Raw genomic sequence first — 16874 nt, forward strand, 5'->3', positions numbered from 1 at the left:
ACTTGGCCAAGCGCCAAAGCGCTGGCCTTAGTCGCCTTATCCTGCCGGACTTAGCTACTTGCATCGTAGGATAAAGAAGACTTGGCCAGCGCCAAAGCGATGGCCTTAGTCGCCTTATCCTGCCGGACTTAACTACTTGCATTGTAGGATAAAGAAGACTTGGCCAAGCGCCAAAGCGCTGGCCTTAGTCGCCTTATCCTGCCGGACTTAGCTACTTGCATCGTAGGAAAGCGAAAACCGCTGGTTGCACTTATGCTATCTGCCAAAAATTTTATACTTTCTGTTAGTATAAAGAAAACTTGGCTTGCGCCAAGCCTCTAGCGTAGGCGGAAGCCTTAGTTGCACTTATGCTATCTGCCCAAAACTTGTACTTTCTGTTAGTATAAAGAAAACTTGGCTTGCGCCAAGCCTCTAGCGTAGGCGGAAGCCTTAGTTGCACTTATACTATCTGCCCAAAACCTATACTTTCTGTTAGTATGAAAAAGGCAGGAGACCCGCCTTAGTTTTTAACCATTATGCGATTTTAATCCGCAGGCAAAGCTTATCTGATTTTCTATCCTCTCTTCGCGGATTCCCATCGTTTCCTGTAATACTGTGTATTCTTTATATTTTAGCACATTGCCCGTCAATAAGAAAAAGAGGGGATAACCCCTCTTAACAAGAATATATATTTCACCTTGAAACTTCTGACCAACTCATATCTTCTAAGTTGTACTCGTAGGGACGGAGAATAGATTAAGCGTACTTGGCGAATCCGGCTTAGATTTTACGTTATCGCTCGATGTACCTGAAGCACCTGGAGTACCTACAGCCCCTGCCGGAGCCGAAGGAGTATTAACGCTTCCCGTTCCGGAACTTTTATCAGGTAATATATCTTTGACAAACCCTTCTTTATAAGATAGTTTACTTAAATCCAAATTTCCGAGCTTGGTCAAGGCTTTCCCTTCAATCTTAAGCTTGACTTCATGTACCGTTGGAAACTGAGTCAGGGTATTAACAAGACCATAAACTGCGACTTCTTGGGACACTTTGCCGAACGGTTGAGTAAACTCCTTGCTTAGGTCAACTGTAGCCACTCCATCTTTGACCGCAATATCCAAGAGAGTCGTTGCTGGCGCTACAGCTGCCTGCCCTTTTCCCTGGACTGGGCCCTTTAGCCACTGGTTAATCGCTTCCCGTGCTACACTTAACGTCTTTGGCAAGGTTCTTTCTTCTTTTATCAAGGACTTTCCGGTACTATCTGGGAAATAGAGCTTGACCGCTTTCCCGTCCCCAAGATTTGTTGTCGCTGGAACGGTTTGTTCACTCCCCCCAATCCACTGGGATAACGGAGAAGTTCCCCCATCTTTCTGGACCAGTGTTTGCAAGGTTCCACATCCTGCAAGCAGAACCCCCATCAGCATCACCCCGAAATATGCGCAGAGCTTTTTCCAGTGAATTCGTTTCGCAATACCCTGTGTCCTCTTTTCCATCCTTCTTCCCCCTAACCTTAATCCGTTCAAAAGCTTTGTGTTACATGCTATGCTTTGTCCAGAAAAATAGTACAGGTTCATCATAGAAAATTTCGGCAGGAGGAAGGATTTTTTACGATATTGTCAAAATAGTATGAAAATATATTATTATATATTACAGTGGGAAAGAAGGAGAAGCCTTGAAACTTCGCGCTTTATTAGTGGATGACGAATCTCCAGCACGCAAAGAGTTACGTTATCTGCTCCAACCGTTTTCCGAAATTCAGATTGTCGGTGAAGCAGAGAATGCCTTAGAGGCTTTGGAGCTTATCAATAATCTTGAGTACTCTGTCGTCTTCCTCGACATCGATATGCCAGGAATGCAAGGAATCGAATTAGCGAAAAAACTCCGCGAGAAGGGAAATTCCCCTGCAGTTATTTTCACAACAGCGCACGAGGAATTTGCGGTTGAGGCATTCTCCGTGAATGCTTTGGATTATCTCTTGAAACCTATCAATCCAGAACGGCTCGAACAATCCCTGCAAAAGGTCATTGCCTACCAAGCCTCTCTATCTACATCTCCACTAGAATCTCATTCTCCACCAACAGCCGCCCCAGTTCGGCCCCTAGAAGTCATTCCCGTCGAACAACGAGGCAAAACCATTCTCCTGCGTCCAGAAGAGATCATCTATATTTATACGGATAAAGATAACGTTTTTGTCAAAACCCAGAAGGAATCTTATCTCGCACGCTTTACACTCCGCGAATTAGAGTCTCGCTTAAGCTCAAGCCTTTTTTTCCGCACCCACCGTTGTTATCTGGTTAACATCAAGCGGATGCGTGAACTCATCCCCTATTTCAATGGAATTTATACGGTCGTCGTCGATGACCAAGAAAGAAGCGAGGTACCCGTAAGCCGCACTCAAGCCAGAAAGTTAAAAGAGATTTTAGGGTTATAATTTCTGCCATAAATTCTTCAACTTCTCCCAAAACCAAAACTTGACCTCCGGTTTTGCCTGAGTTCCTTTTTGAATGGGTATCCCAGGCTTTCCATCAACCTGAACGGCTGTTGAATGCTCAATATTCACGAAACATAAGGGGGGAAACAGGACACACCACCAATTTGAGCCTTCAGCTTTACCGATCAGAATCCTTACTGCCTCATACTCCCCTGCTGGCAAAACGAGTGAACCATAGGATTTGGTAGGAAAGGTAAAATACCCATAATCCGTTTTAACTTCATACGTTTTCCCCGATGCGAGAACGACCGCTTTCCCGATTTGCTCAATTTTCGGACGCAGTCCTGTGAGGATTTGCCGTGACTCCTCAAGGGAGTGCGATTCAGCCAGCCGAGGAGAAACTTCTTCTAAAACGGCATCTCGAACTGCCCGTTTAATCGCCTGATCCTCTTCACTATCCGAATTTGCGAGAACATGAAAACGAATCAGCTCATCCGGCTGAACGGTCAACTGTGATTCTCCGCCCTTCGGAACCGAGTCTCGAGCTAGTATAGGCAAACTTTGACTAAGTCCAAAACCTTGCCCTAAATTTCCTATAGTCACAAGCAAGATAAGGAAAATACTCAACCAGCAGTAATTTTTCGATTTTAAGCCTGAACTGAATAATAGCTCCCTCATTTAACGTTAAACCCCTCTTCTCTGGATGCACTCGATACTGAATCATCTCCTACATTCAGTATGTCCAGATGAAAAGGGGTTTTAGACTTTTATTTGTGAAAAATTAAACTTTTTTATTTGTATAATGGTGGTTTTCAAGCATACATCCTTAATAGGGCTTTTTTAATAAGGGGGAATTTCCGATGACGCCTACGCTTGAAATTCTCTGGATTAGTACAATTGCCGGTTTTGCGACAACCTTAGGCAGCATCCTCGTTCTCATTTTCGGGCGTCCCCAAGAACGGGTGCTTGCGGCCCTGCTCGCTGGAGCCGGTGGAGTGATGTTAGCCGTCGTCAGTTTGGATCTTCTACCCACGGCTTGGCAAATTGGGCCACCCCTTCAGGTCTTCCTTGGCCTCATCCTTGGTCTACTCTTTATGGGAGTGGCTGATCATCAGCTTAACTCCTCTTCCCCCACTCTCCCTTTGTCACGCCGTCAACGCCTGAAACGCGTCGGACTGCTCGTGGCCTCCGGTATTGCCTTGCATGATATTCCCGAAGGCATGGCTATCGCTGTCGGACAAGAAGCAACAGAGGGACTTGGCTTCCTTATTGCGCTGGCTATCACCCTTCATAATCTTCCCGAAGGAATGGCCACATCCGCGCCCTTAAAAATGGCTGACATCCGAAGGTGGAAAATTCTCCTTCTCAATGTGGGGATCGCCTTTTTCACCCCACTTGGTGCTCTCTTAGGAATTATCGTGATCGAAGGAGTGAAGGATTCGCTCGCCTTTTTTCTCGCTCTCGCCGGAGGTGCCATGGCCTTTTTAGTTTTCGCTGAACTCTGGCCCCTCTCGAGAGAACGTCATCCTCACTATGCCTTGCTGGGAGGAGTCATCGGCTACGTCTTCTTCGCGTTGCTCAGCTTCCTCCAGCATCTTTTGTAATCTAGGCACCATGCGACCGTATCCTGGCCTAAAAGAATTTGAAAGCGGGCTTTTCGTGCATCCGGACCTTCGGGCGTGAATCTCCACCGGAGACTCACGTACTTAGCGTCTCCATGGCTGGCTCTCTTGCCTCCGAGGGAGCTCTGCCAAACCCTTCTGCTTTCTGCATGTGAACCAGTGGCGCCGCTAACCCTCGGAAGCTTCGTTCGCCTGAACGCCCTTCCATCGCAAATCGTTCACTCCTGCGCGATATAGGAGACTGGCTTAGAGTTGAGGTACGAAACTCAAGCCTTAGTCGACTTATCCTCGAAGGGGAAAAGCTACGCTTTCAGGTCTATGCCTAACCAATTCTACAGAGTGAGTTAGGGTTAACCGCTTTGGCCTAAGGGAGCGGCATAAAGTGAGCAGCTAACCGAACTTAGCGAAGAAATCGGGCGGAGGCGGGGCCACGCACACGACGTGCGCGGCTGGCAGTGAGCCAAGGACGGCGAATTTGCCAGGTACCCCACCGCAGCCCGAATTCTGAGCTCTAGTTCGGTCTGCGAGCGCCCCAAGCGACCGTGGCCAAAGCGACGCCGCTGTCCTGCCCTCGTTTCACTAAGCCCGACTATTTGAGTACGCGAGCCGCGTATTCCCCCATCGCCTGATACCCTTTAGACGTTGGGTATTTCTTGTCATCGGAAAACCCCTCAAGATATTTGCCGTCTGCATCCATCACAGCCGAGGCGAAATCAAGAACAAGGATCCTCTCTGTTTTTGCATAATCCTGCATCCAGGTTCGCATATCTCCAATCATTTTTTGGGCTCCAGGATAAGGCATCGGCAGAGCGAGTAGCGGAATAATGTTATTGGAACGAGACTTATCAACCAGTGCTTTCATATTGCTTTGGTACTCCTCTAGAGAAACCGATCTCAGGGCATCTCCATTTCCTCCAAATAAAATCACACGACCAGGCTTTTCCGTGACGACATCCGCATCGAAACGGGAAAGCAGATCCTTTGACGTTTGATAACCCTTCCCTTTATTCACAACCGAAGTATTCAGGCTCTTTTCGAGGACCGCCACCCAGGAATGCTCCCGATCTCTAGGGTATCCATACGTGAAGGAATCCCCCAAGGCGACGATTTTTGTGTTCTCCAACGTTTGCGTCTGAGCCGTTTTGCTGACATCTGGTAGTGATGAGTCTGCCCTTTGCCCTTTTGAGCTTCCCCAAGCCCCTAAAAATCCGGCAATCACCACAAAAATACTGAGCACAATCGCTACTTGAATCAGCCGAATTTCCAAACGATAAGTCCTCATTATATCCCTCCGTACACGTAAAAAACATTACCTAGCACCGTCTAATCTCTTCTTAAATGATTCTACATTTCTCTGTCCATTCCTGCTCTCACGTCCTGAAGACTTCTCGCATACTTTAGTATCAAGAATCGAAGGAGGTGCCCCATAAAATGAGCTACATCGATAAGGCCAGAGAACTTGGGGAGGCTTTGGTCCAAACCCCTGAAGTGCAAGCATTGATTGCCGCCGAAGCCGCAATCAATGCTGACGCGGAAGCTAGTGAATCCTTTATGAACTATCAAGAAAAAGAACAGCAAATCGTTACAACTCAAATGATTAGCAAAGTCGTTCCTGAAAAGGAAGCGTTGGCTCTGATCGACTTGAGAATTCGTATTATGAACAAGCATCCTCTCATTAAGACCTATTTCCTCCAACAGCAAAAGTTTGAGCGGGTTATGGCCATGGTCAATCTCACGATTACAACAACCATTCACGGTATGCCAAGCGCTGATCAACTTCCTCTGCCAGATGAAATTAAAAATATGGCGCAAAAGATCTTTGATTCAATCGGTGGAGGTAACTCGATGAAATCACTGGAGATTCCCAAAGACTTTAAACTTCCCGGAGGAATGAAGCTCCCTGCCGATTTTAAATTCCCGGGAATGTCGGAATAAGAGGTTTTCAGCATGCCCCCAGCTCTTTATTCTCGCCCCCTTCTTAAAAATGATATTACCCACCCCATTACGCTCATTGCTTTCCTGATCGTCCTCTTTTTAGGGGGATGGTTAATTATTCAAACCTGGTTTTAGGAGAAAGAAGGTTAAAGCCTTAAAGAAGGAGGTGCCTGCGACATGGCAACATTACCCTCTTGTTCTCCATCCCCGCCTGTCGCTCCCTTCTCTTTTTCGCTCTTAGTCACTAGCCCTATCCGCTGTAATCTACCCTTTAGCCCAGTTAGCGCCATGATTTTCCCCTTTGCAACAGCTGAGCTCCCCTTCGCCTCCTTAATCGTAGCTGGACTCGATATTCTAATGAACTTTCTCACGAAGCGTTCTCTTGTTCAATCCCCCAATCTCCATCATGTTCAACCCGATTTGTACCCGGTAACTCTGACACTCCCCGAACTTATGAACCTCTTACAAAGTGCAGCTAACGGTGCCCTTACTCTACCTAACGGTTCGCCAACCGGACAGGGTTTTGGGCCCGTTGGCGAGGATGAACCCCTTTTCCCAGACAACTTAAGCTTTTCCCTGACCGTAAGTGCTCCTTTTGCCAGCTTTGATGGGAGTCCGGATACCACTTTTAACGTTCCCCTCTTTGAAATTCCCGGCGTTCCCGGAAATCTCATTTTGGCTTTGGCCATGTTTCTCTCTCAGTTCTTAATCGAACGTACCGGTCTTGGAACCCCAGGTTGCGAACCGACTCCAGCTTCTCAATAAGGAGGACAAATTCCATGAATCATTATGGAACTCCATTCCCCCCCGGGGGGCCAGATTATAGCGACTCAGGCTTTCGTAAGACCATTACCTTTCTTCAGTCTCCCGCTGTAGGAGCAAGCTTTATTGCCTTAACCGTTTTCTTCTTAATTGTTTTCATTACCAACGCTCTCTTTACTTCGGCGACGATCGCTACCTTAGGAATTATTGTTACCCTCAGCGTTTTAGCCTTCATAGGTCTGGTTCTTCTCATTATATTTTCTCTTTAGCACTTTCCCCATTAAAGGCGGGAGTGCTTTTATATATATTAAACTGCAGATAGAGTTTCTAAAACTCCACCTGCAGTAAATCTTCCTTTGCAATTACCACACTCAACGCTTCTCTAATTTGTTGGCGGGAGTGGAGAAATTGATGGATCCACCGATGGCAAAACTTCTGGTGCGAGAACGCCTTCACCTAAGGCAGATGGGGCAAGGGGGACGGTCGAGGGATTTCCTCTTCCTCGAACAAATCCGTAGATCTTTTGCCAGACTGACCCTCCCGCTTTTTTGACAGGACTTAGAAATCGAGAAGGCCCCATGGGTTGCCTTACTTGGAGGATGATTGGCCCTTTGGGAGCCTGCCCTAAGTCCTGAGGATTTTCCACCGTAATTAGAACCCGGCTGTAATACAGAAGAGGAACTTGACTTCGAAACTGAGTTTGGTAAACTCCGCTCCCAATTGGCCTTAAAACTCCAGCTAAAAACCCGGTAGTTCCTTTTTGATCCACCAAATAAGCAGCATACGTTCCGTAGCCCTGCCCTACTAAGGTATTGGGCAAGGGTAAATTGGCGACACAGCTAAAAACATTATCCGGAGAAATTGTCGCGATACCATTAGCAGCTATCCCCGCCTGGGCTGCTTCTAAAATTAGCTGGCGCGGCTGGTTCATCACCGGCCCGCCTCCCCCCTGCCCAAGAAATGAAAACGGACCACTTCCCATCGGTCCACCTCCTTGCTTCGGTCCAATAAATCCACCACGACTATTGGTTATTTTTCCGTCCTTTTGAAAGACTCCCCTACTTTTCAATCCAGACCCCAGGGTATTTCGTATGGATCCTCCCCCAGGGGTGATTCCTTGCCCAGGTAACATCCCACCTCCCGGATACATCCCATAGCCCGGAGGTATTCCAGGGCCCGGGGGCATACTATTCGGATACATTCCTCCGCCTTGGGGCATCCCTGGTCCCTGTCCCAGTTGAGGAACAGGTGGTCCTTGCGGATTAGCCTGTCCAAAACCCTGTGACCTCCCCATATCTCCACCGAACCTCACATTTTCTCCCCCCCATCTCTGAACCTCTTTCACAACATGATATGTCGAATCCAGGGATTTGGTTCTTTGGTTTGGCATACCCAGTTCTGGTGTGATAACATCATAGGCAAAGACTGATTTATACCTTACTTAAATGAGGAGTTTTGTTGATGGAAAAATCTCTAAAGACATTAACCCGTCGTGGTTTTTTACGAGGAGTAGGCGGACTACTCGCTAGCCATTGGGCTCTTTCCAGCACGGCTATCGGTGGAGCGGGAATTTTGGCCTTGGCCGAACATGACACACTCACCCTAGAAAAAGAGTTTTGGGACTTATCCTATCCAGCTCTCCCCGCCGCACTCGAGGGCAAGCGCATTGTTCAGCTTTCCGACCTTCACCTCGAGCAACTTCGCTTCAGCTCATCCTCCCTTCAAAGCCAGGTCAATGCCCAAAAATCTGATCTTCTCGTGCTGACCGGGGATCTCATTTCCGACCGTACGGACCTAGATAAAGTAGTGGAATATCTGCAACCGCTCACGGCGCGTTTTGGTAAGTATATGGTTATGGGTAATAACGATTATTGGCATTTCTCACGATCTCTTTTTAACCGTTATATGGAACTTCTTCTGGGAATCGGCTGGATTCCGCTCATTAATGATGCCGAACGGATCAAGGATCTGAACCTTTGGATTATAGGGGTGGATGACCCTGCTACCGCCCATGATGATGTTGCCAAATCTTATGCTAAGCTATCTCAAACATCTTCCTCAGAACTCCCCTTTCGCCTCGTCCTCTCCCATTCTACCGATTCTCTTGATGACATCGCCAAGTATGGCGCTGAACTTCTTTTGACTGGACATACCCATGGTGGTCAAATCCGACTTCCTGGTATGAAACCACTAATTACGAACACCTACCTTGGCGATAACGGAATCTATGAGGGGTATCACGTGATAGAGGGTGTTCCCCTTTACATAAACCGTGGCATTGGCGAAAGTGGAATTCCCTTGCGCTTAAACGTTCCCCCAGAAATTGCGATTTTCACCTTACACAAGGGTCAAGCTGAGCCAGTTCACCGGACGGAGTAGTAGGACACAACTGCCCTAAAATATGAAGAAGCTTCCAGAACAAAGTTTCGTTTACTCAACAAAACCTTATCTGAAAGCTTCTTCATTTATCCCATTATCAATTTAGAGCATTTTCTTAGCGTTTATTACTATTACGCCAGATCCCGATCTTCTCGGCCTCTTTGATCAATTCTTCACGGAAGTCAGGATGAGCGATTGAAATTAAAGCTTCAGCCCGTTCCCATGTCGATTTCCCCTTCAAATTTACAATCCCATATTCGGTGACCATGTATTCGACAAGAGCACGCGGAGTGGTAACAACTCCTCCTGGAGTTATGATCGGATTAATCCTTGAATGAAGTTCTCCCTTCTTATGGAAGGTCGATTCCATAGCCATAAAGGATTTCCCGCCTTTTGAATGATACGAACCAAAGGCAAAATCAAACTGTCCACCCGTCCCACTGATTTGACGCGTACCTGACGATTCTGAGCAAACTTGACCCGTCAAATCGATCTCAATGCAGTTGTTAATGGAAACAACTTTATCATTTTGGGCAATAATGAACGGATCATTGACATAATCAACAGGATAGGCTGCACACATTGGGTTATTGTTTAAAAAGTCATACGTCTTCTGGGTACCGAAGCCGAAAGTATAAGTAACTTTATACTTATCCAGCGTCTTTTTCGCCCCTGTTACACGTCCTGACTCCACCATCTCAACCATTGACTCGGTGAACATCTCAGTATGAAGCCCCAAATCCTTCAAATCAGATTGAGCAATCATCTTGCCCATTGCATTCGGCATACCACCGATACCCAGTTGAATACAGCTTCCGTCTTCGAGTTCAGGCATAATAAACGAAGCGATTTTTTCTTCGATTTCTTTCGGTTCGCTGCTCGGAACCTGCGCCAACTGCCAGTCTGCTTCCACAATATAATCCACTTCGGAAATATGAATGCTTTCTTCCCTTCCCCCGAGGCAGTGCGGCATACTATGATTGACTTCTAAAATGACGATTTTAGCCTTTTCACAAATGGCATGGGTATGAGATACTTGAGGTCCAAAGTTAAAATACCCATGCTCGTCGATCGGCGTAACCGGAATCATCGCTACATCCACATCCAGGAATCTACGATACATACCTGGAAGCTCATGATAAAGCATTGGAATATACCAGCAAGCCCCTTGATCATGGAGTTTACGGTCAATACCACTAAAATGCCAGTTATTAAACGTAAAATGCTTGGCCTCGGGATCAGCCTTCACAACTTCAGGCATACGCAGCGAGGTGACTGTACGGATTTTTACATCATGAAGTTCTTCCTTACGTGCTGCTAACGCTTTGTCCAGCGCCACAACTTGACCAGCAAAGGCTCCATAATCGACCCAATCCCCGGATTTAACAACACGGACCGCTTGCTCAGGGGTTACTAATTTCTTTTCATATTCGGCGTTCAAACTCATTTAGCCCATCCTCCTCGAAAATCTTCATTTCTTTATCTCTAGATTTTAGATCGAGGCAACAACCTACCTCATTTCTATCCCTTCTCTTTATTGCAAGATATATGCCAATTTTCCGAAAATTTTGTCTGCGGTCTAGCCACATCTCAAGAATCCCTTTAAGTAAGGAATTCTGAGCTGATAAAAAATAAATATACTAATTAATAAAAATTTGTTAAAAAAAGTACTATTTCGCGGACTGTCGCCAATTTGCTACAGCCGAATTTCGGAATCATCTGAATTGGCTGATATAGGCTGATCCTGTCGACTCTTTTTCATTTCTTAGCAGTGTCTATAAAAAGCGACAATAATCTCTATTTGTCTACAGTTTATAAAAGGGAACTCCGCACCACTTGACCTTTTGAATCGTGGTGCGGAGCTTCTTTTGTAGCCAATTTGCTTTTTAAATACTAAACGTATGGTTTCCTATCTGTTTGATCACCGAACGACTCTTGATCCAGCGATCTGTTGCTGTCTTAGGGTTAAAATAGTAGAGTGCACCTCCGGTCGGGTCTTGACCTGTTAAGGCTGTCTCTGCCGCCCGATAAGCTTCTTCATCCGGAGTGAGATGAATTTGCTTATCACTAACTGCCGTAAACGCTCCCGTCTGATAAACCACGTCACGAATTGTCTTGGGGAAACTTGAGTCCTTGAGGCGATTGAGAACGACAGCGCCCACAGCGACTTGTCCTTCAAAATCCTCTCCTCGCGCTTCAGCATAGATTACCCTGGCTAACAGATCGAGGTCAGCTTTTGTAGCCTGATCCTTAACCGTCGCTTGTACCTGCTGCCCTCGTGAAGCTACAGGAGCCGTTTCCTGCGCAACCGAAGGCTGTGATACCCTCGTCTCTTGAGCCTCGGTTTGAACGACTATTTCCTGTTCTTCGCCTTGCCCCATAATGATCTCAACAGTCTTGACTTTCTCCATGTTTTGAACTTGGACAGCTTGAGCTTGAGCCTGTGTCTGAATTTGAGAACGAGCACGAATTGACACTTGAGGCTGTATTAGAGTCTGTATTTCCTGTTGTACGTGTTCTTGGCTTAAATCGGGGGTAACGATCCAAAGTTTTTGACCGGCGCGAATGTGGTCAGGATAGGCAATGTGATTGATCTGCGTTAATTGTTCGAGGGACAGCTGGTACTTCTGCGCCAGACTCCATAGTGTGTCTCCTTTTTGGATAACAATTTGCATTTTCTCTACCTTAGCAGTTGACCCATTAATGGGTTCACCGCCAGTTTGTCCACGTACAGGGTAAATCGTGCTTTGCCAGAAAAATAGGATGAGCACCCCGCACAGGAACATTGCCGAGGATTTCCGGCATCGTCGGTGTGGCAAAAAAAATCACCTCTTCAGAAAGAATTATTTCTATTCTTTCCCAAAGACAGTGATTTTTATAACTGCCGAAAGTTTTAAAGATAGAAAGCCGTGAATTTTATACCTGATTTTTAATCGCAATACCCTTTTTTTCGTAACTTATTTACGTGCTCTTCAAGAATTTCATCCAGGTGAATCCCATATTGTTCCTCCAAAACGAACATCATCGTGACCGCAGTTTGGGCGACGTCGACGAGTTCCTGAGCGACCATTTGCATGGCTTCCGCTTCTTCCACCCGCAAACGTTCCCCACTCAATCCTCGGAATTTCCCTATGGCCTGAGCCAGTTCCCCCGACTCCTCCATGATTTTCAAGGCTGTGCTCTCCAACGATGGACTGAGCCGGTTAAGCCGTGGCAATGTCACCGTTTTCGAACGACGAAGTTCTTCCACTCCAAAAACCTCTCTTCATTACTCTATTAATCTACCCATTTCTATTCTGAAAAAACCTTAGATCTGCTCAGGTCAAATAGGTTGTGAAATTCTTGCGAGCAGAGTTACGTTACAGACGCTCGGATGTGCGAGAAGCTACTCGACCCAAGCTTTTTCATCCTACGATGCAAGTGTTTATGTCCGGCAGGATAAGGCAACTAAGCAGCCACCTGCGCTGGGATTTGGCGCCAGCTAAGTTTTCTTTATTCTTTGCAGGTGCTGCGTAGCAGTATGAATGTCTTTCCTATTTACTCAAAGAATTTACATTGACATCTAGAAGTGCTTGTCCGTAATCTGGTAAGGGAAGAAGCTCCCCTTGCGGTCTAGCGGGACGACTCGATTGGACTTTGACCGGCGCACTCCCCGAAGTAACGGTTTGAATCACGGCTAATGCCCCATCAGCTAAAGCCACACCATCCTTACCCTGAATCGTCGGATGAGTCACCAGCCAGTAGGTTTTCCCGGACTGCAGGAGATCCTTTGGGATAACCTGAAGCTCATGATCACTTAACGGCGTAAATTCGAGCATCACACGTTCTCCGCTCTCGCTTTCAATAATTTCTAAGCTTTCCGCCGTCACCGTTTGCCAATTCATGGAGCTATTGAACGTAACCGTGAACTTCTTATCCAGTGGAACTCCTTGCAACCCCGTGAGTTCTCGATAGTCAGGGTAAAAGAGGGGCCATCTTTTCACCTTTTCTTGATCACTAAACTGAAGCCAACTTTGTCCTTCCCATTTTTGGACATTTCCAGGGCTAAGGGTGGAAACCAATTCGCCATAAGATTGCCAAAATTCCGGAGTCCTAGCCTGTTCTAAAGAAATCTTCCAGAACTTACTGTTAGCATAGACCTGAACCGAACCTTCGGGATCCGAGGTTTTGCCTTCTCCGATCGTTGTTTGACTCGTAGTCTTCACCGGTTGCAACGCACCCTCAAGAAGAAGCTCAGCTACTTTTTCCGAATCCGAGCTCAGGATCTTGACATCCGGGTTAATCCCAACTTTGTTAATTTCGTTGCCGAACGGGGAAAAGAACTTGGCAATCGTCATTTTCAGTACACTTCCATCAGTGAGAGGAAACATACTCTGAACTGAGCCTTTGCCATAGGTCCGATTCCCGACGATTGTCGCCTTATGGTAATCCTTAACCACACTCGTCAAAATTTCAGAGGCGCTGGCACTATTTTCATTGGTCAAAAACATCGTTGGTTCGTTCAAGGTGACAGCTTGTTTCACCCCGGGATAAGGAACATATTTTCCGCTTCGATCCTTCGTTTGTAGAGCCGTCTGATCCCCGATAAAATACCCTGCCATACTTAAGGCTGAGCTCAAATACCCTCCTGGATTATCCCGTAAGTCGATAATCCAGGCTTTCGCTCCGTTTCCTTTTAGTTCCTTGACGATCTGATCAAATCCAGCCGGGGTCGTTGCGCCAAACGTATGAATAGCGATATACCCTATTTCCCCATTGATGAGCTTTCCGTCAACGGTCGGGATTTCAATCGCACGCCGGGGTACCGCTAAATTAAAAGTCGTCCCCCCGCGTTGCACGGTGATCTGGACTGAACTCCCATCTAGCCCCCGCAAAAATCCTACTGCTGTCTCCTGTGGGAGTCCCGCTAAGGATTGTCCAGCAACTTCAGTAATAAGGTCACCCGCCTTGAGTCCAACCTCTGCGGCGGGAGATCCCTCGATCACCGAAGTGATCCGAATTCCTGCCGGAGCGAGCTCGATATAGACTCCGATCCCGGAAAATGTCATGTCCATTGAGTTGATGAAATCCTGATATTGCTTAGCTGTAAAATAGATTGTATGTGGATCCCCGAGCTTTTGCAACATCTCTTCAATACTCGGCGCCTGCAAAACCTCACTTGCTACTGGGTCAACATATTGATTCTGCAAAAGCGCCTTTACTTCCGGGAGCGTATCTTCTGCTGCCAATACCGGAGTTGAAAGAAGTAAACTAACCGCTAACGCTAAAGCTGTTATGGTCTTGATTTTAAAAGTACGTCTAAACATCTACTTTTCCCCATCCTCTCTTAATTTGCTTGATTCGACATCAGTCACCTGATTCCTGTCATATACACAGCAAATCGAGAGGAATATGGGAAACTAACCTGAGGTAACGCCCTTTAAAGCCTTGGCTCTTCTAGCCTCAAAGCACCTTGGACGTGGAGCAACAGAGAGTCGATTGCTAAAGGTTTAGTTAAAAGTACATATGCCCCCGTGTTTAAAGCTTGTTCTTCATCACCCTGTTCCGTGCTAACCATAATCACAGGAATAGACTTTGACCGCTCATCCACTTTCAAAAGGGTAAGAATCTCAAGACCCGTTAATACCGGCATTTGCCACCCGAGAATAATGAGTGAAGGCCTTTCGTTGGAAAAAGACAACCTTAGGCACTCATCCCCTGAAGCCACCGATTTTGTTTCATACCCAGCTTTCTGCAACGTTTCCTGGAGAAACGATCGCGTCGAAATGTTATTATCAGCAACTAATAGATACCTGTTGTTCATAATAAACCCTCATTTCACCGAATTGCAAAACATCGTTTTAAAAAAAATACTTATTTATATTTTATAACAAAAAAGTTATTTTTTCAAACAATTTATTACATTTTTGTCAAGTATTCCTCTTATTAATTCTATTTTCCACTTCCGATGGTTCAAGAAGCTTCTGGAACGCCACCGGTAAGGCTATTCTCTCGAGCTCTTCCCTACTTACCCAGCGCATATCTTGATTACGCCTATCTTTAGCCATCAACTCACCCGAGCACTCTAAAACAATCCAATACATTTCCCAGCGTCGATGGCTAAAGACATGCCCTATAGGACCCATGACTTCTAAACTTTGTTCCAACTTACGCCAAACCTCCTGATCCTGTGAACGATCTGGTACGACCCGTCGATAGAGCTCATACCAAACCTCCCGATTCAGGACTACCCGACTTAAACCTTCTTTCGACTCCGCTACAGCTTCAGACCAAATCTTCTCCTTCAGAGATTCAACATTCTGCAGGAAAATTTCTTCTCCCGGAAATTCCCAAAGATTCGCTAGCAGACCCTGCGCCGGACGTTTCTTAATAAGGAAATTATCTTCCTTTTTGATCAGCAGTGTTAAACGCAAGGCCTCAGTCACCCGATGCTGCCCTTGCTTCACCGGGAAAGCTAATTCTTGCCCTAATTTATGTGCTGCGCACTCTTCTGTAAGAGGACATTCCGCGCAATTGACGAATTTTGGGGTACACAAAATAGCCCCTAATTCCATCAACGCTTGATTAAAATCTCCCGGATGATCATCGGGCTGACACTTTCCCAAAACCTCGCGAAATGCGCGACGACTCTTAACCTTACCGGGTGGTTCCTCCCAAGCCAACAGTCTTGCGAGTACCCGGTTAACATTCCCATCAATTGCTGGTACACGTTCCTGAAAGGCGATACTGGCAATCGCCCCAGCTGTGTACTCACCAACACCCGGAATTTTTAACAAGCTATCATAACTTGCCGGAAGCTTGCCCTCCCAATCTTCCAGAACAAAACGCGCTCCCTCCCACAGATGCTGGGCGCGCGAATAATATCCTAGTCCTCGCCACATCTCCAGAACTTCCTCAAGCTCAGCCTGCGCTAAACTCTGAACTGTAGGAAACCGCTCAAGAAACGTCTGATAATAAGGAATCACCGTCTTTACCTGAGTTTGTTGCAGCATAATTTCAGATACCCAGATCGCATACGGATTATTCGTCTTTCGCCAGGGCAAGTCCCGTTTGACTTGCCAAAACCACTGTAAAAGATACTTCGGCCAAACGTGCATTGATTGCTCCAAATTGCTTCTCCTTATTTCAAATCCTATCGTTTATCATTTCTTCCTGAAAAGGAACAATTTCAATTATACAAATTATAGAGCTCTAGTTCTATCAAATCCACAAATTTAAAAAACCAGGCACTTTCAAGCTTTGCTCGAAGGCCTAGGTTTTAGAACGGGAGGATTTATCTCGTGTGACTAAAGAATGATACTGATTGAGTAAACGATCAAGCTTCTGACTCATCTGAACCACCTCAGGATCAACTAACCTGCGATCCTTGGCTTTGGCATAAAGTAGGTTTCTTTGGTTTTCAATTTTCTTTAATAACCTATCCGTTTGCATTGATTCTCGCTTCCTTCCCCCTTCAAACGAGTCAGTTATTTTAAGTTTCATTATTAATTCGCATCATGAACAATATTTAGCAGGGTTCTCCTCAAATTTATTCTTTGGCAGGGTGTAAATTCATCTCTTATCCATTATGTCTATATTTTAACATAGATAGGAATTTACGGTAGCAACCGTTCGGGGATTATTTCTAAAGAAAACCCGGCTTTCGCCGAGCATAGCGAGAACGAAAGCCGTTGGTTGCACTTATGCTATCTGCCCTAAACTTATACTTTCTGTTAGTATAAAGAAAACCCGGCTTTCGCCGAGCTTTGCGATATAGAAGACTTGGT

General features: G+C 46.1%; 19 protein-coding genes. 7 read left to right on the plus strand and 12 right to left on the minus strand.

The window, feature by feature from the left end; all coding sequences use genetic code 11:
* Positions 1-704 precede the first annotated feature (704 nt).
* Positions 705-1472 (minus strand): GerMN domain-containing protein, encoded by a 768-nt coding sequence (locus VM640_RS11630; RefSeq protein ID WP_325392380.1) that lies wholly within the window; start codon positions 1470-1472, stop codon positions 705-707.
* A 179-nt stretch (positions 1473-1651) separates the two neighbouring features.
* Here VM640_RS11630 and VM640_RS11635 point away from each other — a divergent pair, with 179 nt between their 5' ends.
* Complete coding sequence (locus VM640_RS11635; protein WP_325392382.1) at positions 1652-2410, plus strand: LytR/AlgR family response regulator transcription factor; 759 nt, start codon at positions 1652-1654, stop codon at positions 2408-2410.
* On the opposite strand, the gene spoIIR is transcribed toward VM640_RS11635, so the two are convergent.
* Complete coding sequence (spoIIR, locus tag VM640_RS11640; protein ID WP_325392384.1) at positions 2405-3088, minus strand: stage II sporulation protein R; 684 nt, start codon at positions 3086-3088, stop codon at positions 2405-2407. The genes VM640_RS11635 and spoIIR overlap by 6 nt on opposite strands.
* Before the next feature lie 182 nt (positions 3089-3270).
* Here spoIIR and VM640_RS11645 point away from each other — a divergent pair, with 182 nt between their 5' ends.
* Positions 3271-4014 carry a ZIP family metal transporter gene (locus tag VM640_RS11645; RefSeq protein ID WP_325392386.1) on the plus strand — a complete coding sequence of 248 codons (744 nt, stop codon included), beginning with the start codon at positions 3271-3273 and terminating at the stop codon, positions 4012-4014.
* A gap of 94 nt (positions 4015-4108) precedes the next feature.
* Here the strand turns inward: VM640_RS11645 and VM640_RS11650 are convergent, their stop codons facing one another.
* Together VM640_RS11650 and VM640_RS11655 are read right to left on the minus strand one after the other, a co-directional pair.
* On the minus strand, positions 4109-4240 hold the full coding sequence (locus VM640_RS11650; RefSeq protein ID WP_325392388.1) for a hypothetical protein: 132 nt from the start codon (positions 4238-4240) through the stop codon (positions 4109-4111).
* Positions 4241-4621: 381 nt separating this feature from the next.
* Positions 4622-5314: a GDSL-type esterase/lipase family protein gene (locus VM640_RS11655; protein WP_325392390.1), complete on the minus strand. Its 693-nt coding sequence runs from the start codon at positions 5312-5314 to the stop codon at positions 4622-4624.
* Positions 5315-5463: 149 nt separating this feature from the next.
* On the opposite strand from VM640_RS11655, the gene VM640_RS11660 reads away from it, so the two are divergent.
* From VM640_RS11660 to VM640_RS11675, 4 genes are read left to right on the plus strand one after another with little or no spacing between them, the layout of a single operon-like run.
* Entirely contained in the window at positions 5464-5967 is a 504-nt protein-coding gene (locus tag VM640_RS11660) for a YlbF/YmcA family competence regulator (RefSeq protein WP_325392391.1), read from the plus strand.
* Between the two features lie 12 nt (positions 5968-5979).
* Positions 5980-6102, plus strand: a complete 123-nt coding sequence (locus tag VM640_RS11665; protein ID WP_325392393.1) for a hypothetical protein — start codon at positions 5980-5982, stop codon at positions 6100-6102.
* Positions 6103-6144: 42 nt separating this feature from the next.
* Positions 6145-6732, plus strand: a complete 588-nt coding sequence (locus tag VM640_RS11670) for a hypothetical protein (RefSeq protein ID WP_325392395.1) — start codon at positions 6145-6147, stop codon at positions 6730-6732.
* A gap of 14 nt (positions 6733-6746) precedes the next feature.
* The gene (locus VM640_RS11675) at positions 6747-6998 is read left to right on the plus strand and encodes a hypothetical protein (protein ID WP_325392397.1); all 252 of its coding nucleotides are present in this window, start codon (positions 6747-6749) and stop codon (positions 6996-6998) included.
* Positions 6999-7111: 113 nt separating this feature from the next.
* Here the strand turns inward: VM640_RS11675 and VM640_RS11680 are convergent, their stop codons facing one another.
* The gene (locus VM640_RS11680) at positions 7112-8119 is read right to left on the minus strand and encodes a hypothetical protein (protein WP_414647973.1); all 1008 of its coding nucleotides are present in this window, start codon (positions 8117-8119) and stop codon (positions 7112-7114) included.
* A gap of 71 nt (positions 8120-8190) precedes the next feature.
* Between VM640_RS11680 and VM640_RS11685 the strand changes: the two genes are divergently transcribed.
* Positions 8191-9108, plus strand: a complete 918-nt coding sequence (locus VM640_RS11685; RefSeq protein ID WP_325392399.1) for a metallophosphoesterase — start codon at positions 8191-8193, stop codon at positions 9106-9108.
* Between the two features lie 115 nt (positions 9109-9223).
* On the opposite strand, the gene VM640_RS11690 is transcribed toward VM640_RS11685, so the two are convergent.
* From VM640_RS11690 to VM640_RS11720, 7 genes are all read right to left on the minus strand, one after another.
* Positions 9224-10555: an acetyl-CoA hydrolase/transferase family protein gene (locus VM640_RS11690; RefSeq protein WP_325392401.1), complete on the minus strand. Its 1332-nt coding sequence runs from the start codon at positions 10553-10555 to the stop codon at positions 9224-9226.
* A gap of 439 nt (positions 10556-10994) precedes the next feature.
* Positions 10995-11927, minus strand: coding sequence for a cell wall hydrolase (locus VM640_RS11695; RefSeq protein WP_325392403.1), 933 nt, complete (start codon positions 11925-11927; stop codon positions 10995-10997).
* A 110-nt stretch (positions 11928-12037) separates the two neighbouring features.
* A complete protein-coding gene (locus tag VM640_RS11700) occupies positions 12038-12358 on the minus strand; it encodes a MazG-like family protein (protein WP_325392404.1) in 321 nt (106 codons plus the stop codon).
* 283 nt (positions 12359-12641) lie between these two features.
* Positions 12642-14414 (minus strand): S41 family peptidase, encoded by a 1773-nt coding sequence (locus VM640_RS11705; RefSeq protein WP_325392405.1) that lies wholly within the window; start codon positions 14412-14414, stop codon positions 12642-12644.
* A gap of 113 nt (positions 14415-14527) precedes the next feature.
* Positions 14528-14911, minus strand: a complete 384-nt coding sequence (locus VM640_RS11710; RefSeq protein WP_325392406.1) for a response regulator — start codon at positions 14909-14911, stop codon at positions 14528-14530.
* A gap of 106 nt (positions 14912-15017) precedes the next feature.
* Positions 15018-16217 (minus strand): A/G-specific adenine glycosylase, encoded by a 1200-nt coding sequence (gene mutY, locus VM640_RS11715; RefSeq protein ID WP_325392407.1) that lies wholly within the window; start codon positions 16215-16217, stop codon positions 15018-15020.
* 142 nt (positions 16218-16359) lie between these two features.
* Complete coding sequence (locus VM640_RS11720) at positions 16360-16590, minus strand: aspartyl-phosphate phosphatase Spo0E family protein (RefSeq protein WP_325392408.1); 231 nt, start codon at positions 16588-16590, stop codon at positions 16360-16362.
* Positions 16591-16874: the final 284 nt, after the last annotated feature.

The sequence above is a fragment of the Desulfitobacterium sp. genome (assembly GCF_035539115.1).
GTDB lineage: Bacteria > Bacillota > Desulfitobacteriia > Desulfitobacteriales > Desulfitobacteriaceae > Desulfitobacterium_A.

Bases quoted from the DNA above. Each gene is read 5' to 3' on its own strand.
- VM640_RS11690 (WP_325392401.1), bottom strand. From the start codon at position 10,555: ATGAGTTTGAACGCCGAATATGAAAAGAAATTAGTAACCCCTGAGCAA.
- VM640_RS11655 (WP_325392390.1), bottom strand. From the start codon at position 5,314: ATGAGGACTTATCGTTTGGAAATTCGGCTGATTCAAGTAGCGATTGTG.
- VM640_RS11705 (WP_325392405.1), bottom strand. From the start codon at position 14,414: ATGTTTAGACGTACTTTTAAAATCAAGACCATAACAGCTTTAGCGTTA.
- VM640_RS11680 (WP_414647973.1), bottom strand. From the start codon at position 8,119: ATGCCAAACCAAAGAACCAAATCCCTGGATTCGACATATCATGTTGTG.
- VM640_RS11665 (WP_325392393.1), top strand. From the start codon at position 5,980: ATGCCCCCAGCTCTTTATTCTCGCCCCCTTCTTAAAAATGATATTACC.
- VM640_RS11650 (WP_325392388.1), bottom strand. From the start codon at position 4,240: ATGGAAGGGCGTTCAGGCGAACGAAGCTTCCGAGGGTTAGCGGCGCCA.
- VM640_RS11685 (WP_325392399.1), top strand. From the start codon at position 8,191: ATGGAAAAATCTCTAAAGACATTAACCCGTCGTGGTTTTTTACGAGGA.
- spoIIR (WP_325392384.1), bottom strand. From the start codon at position 3,088: ATGAGGGAGCTATTATTCAGTTCAGGCTTAAAATCGAAAAATTACTGC.
- VM640_RS11630 (WP_325392380.1), bottom strand. From the start codon at position 1,472: ATGGAAAAGAGGACACAGGGTATTGCGAAACGAATTCACTGGAAAAAG.
- VM640_RS11660 (WP_325392391.1), top strand. From the start codon at position 5,464: ATGAGCTACATCGATAAGGCCAGAGAACTTGGGGAGGCTTTGGTCCAA.
- VM640_RS11675 (WP_325392397.1), top strand. From the start codon at position 6,747: ATGAATCATTATGGAACTCCATTCCCCCCCGGGGGGCCAGATTATAGC.
- VM640_RS11710 (WP_325392406.1), bottom strand. From the start codon at position 14,911: ATGAACAACAGGTATCTATTAGTTGCTGATAATAACATTTCGACGCGA.
- VM640_RS11720 (WP_325392408.1), bottom strand. From the start codon at position 16,590: ATGAAACTTAAAATAACTGACTCGTTTGAAGGGGGAAGGAAGCGAGAA.
- VM640_RS11670 (WP_325392395.1), top strand. From the start codon at position 6,145: ATGGCAACATTACCCTCTTGTTCTCCATCCCCGCCTGTCGCTCCCTTC.
- VM640_RS11645 (WP_325392386.1), top strand. From the start codon at position 3,271: ATGACGCCTACGCTTGAAATTCTCTGGATTAGTACAATTGCCGGTTTT.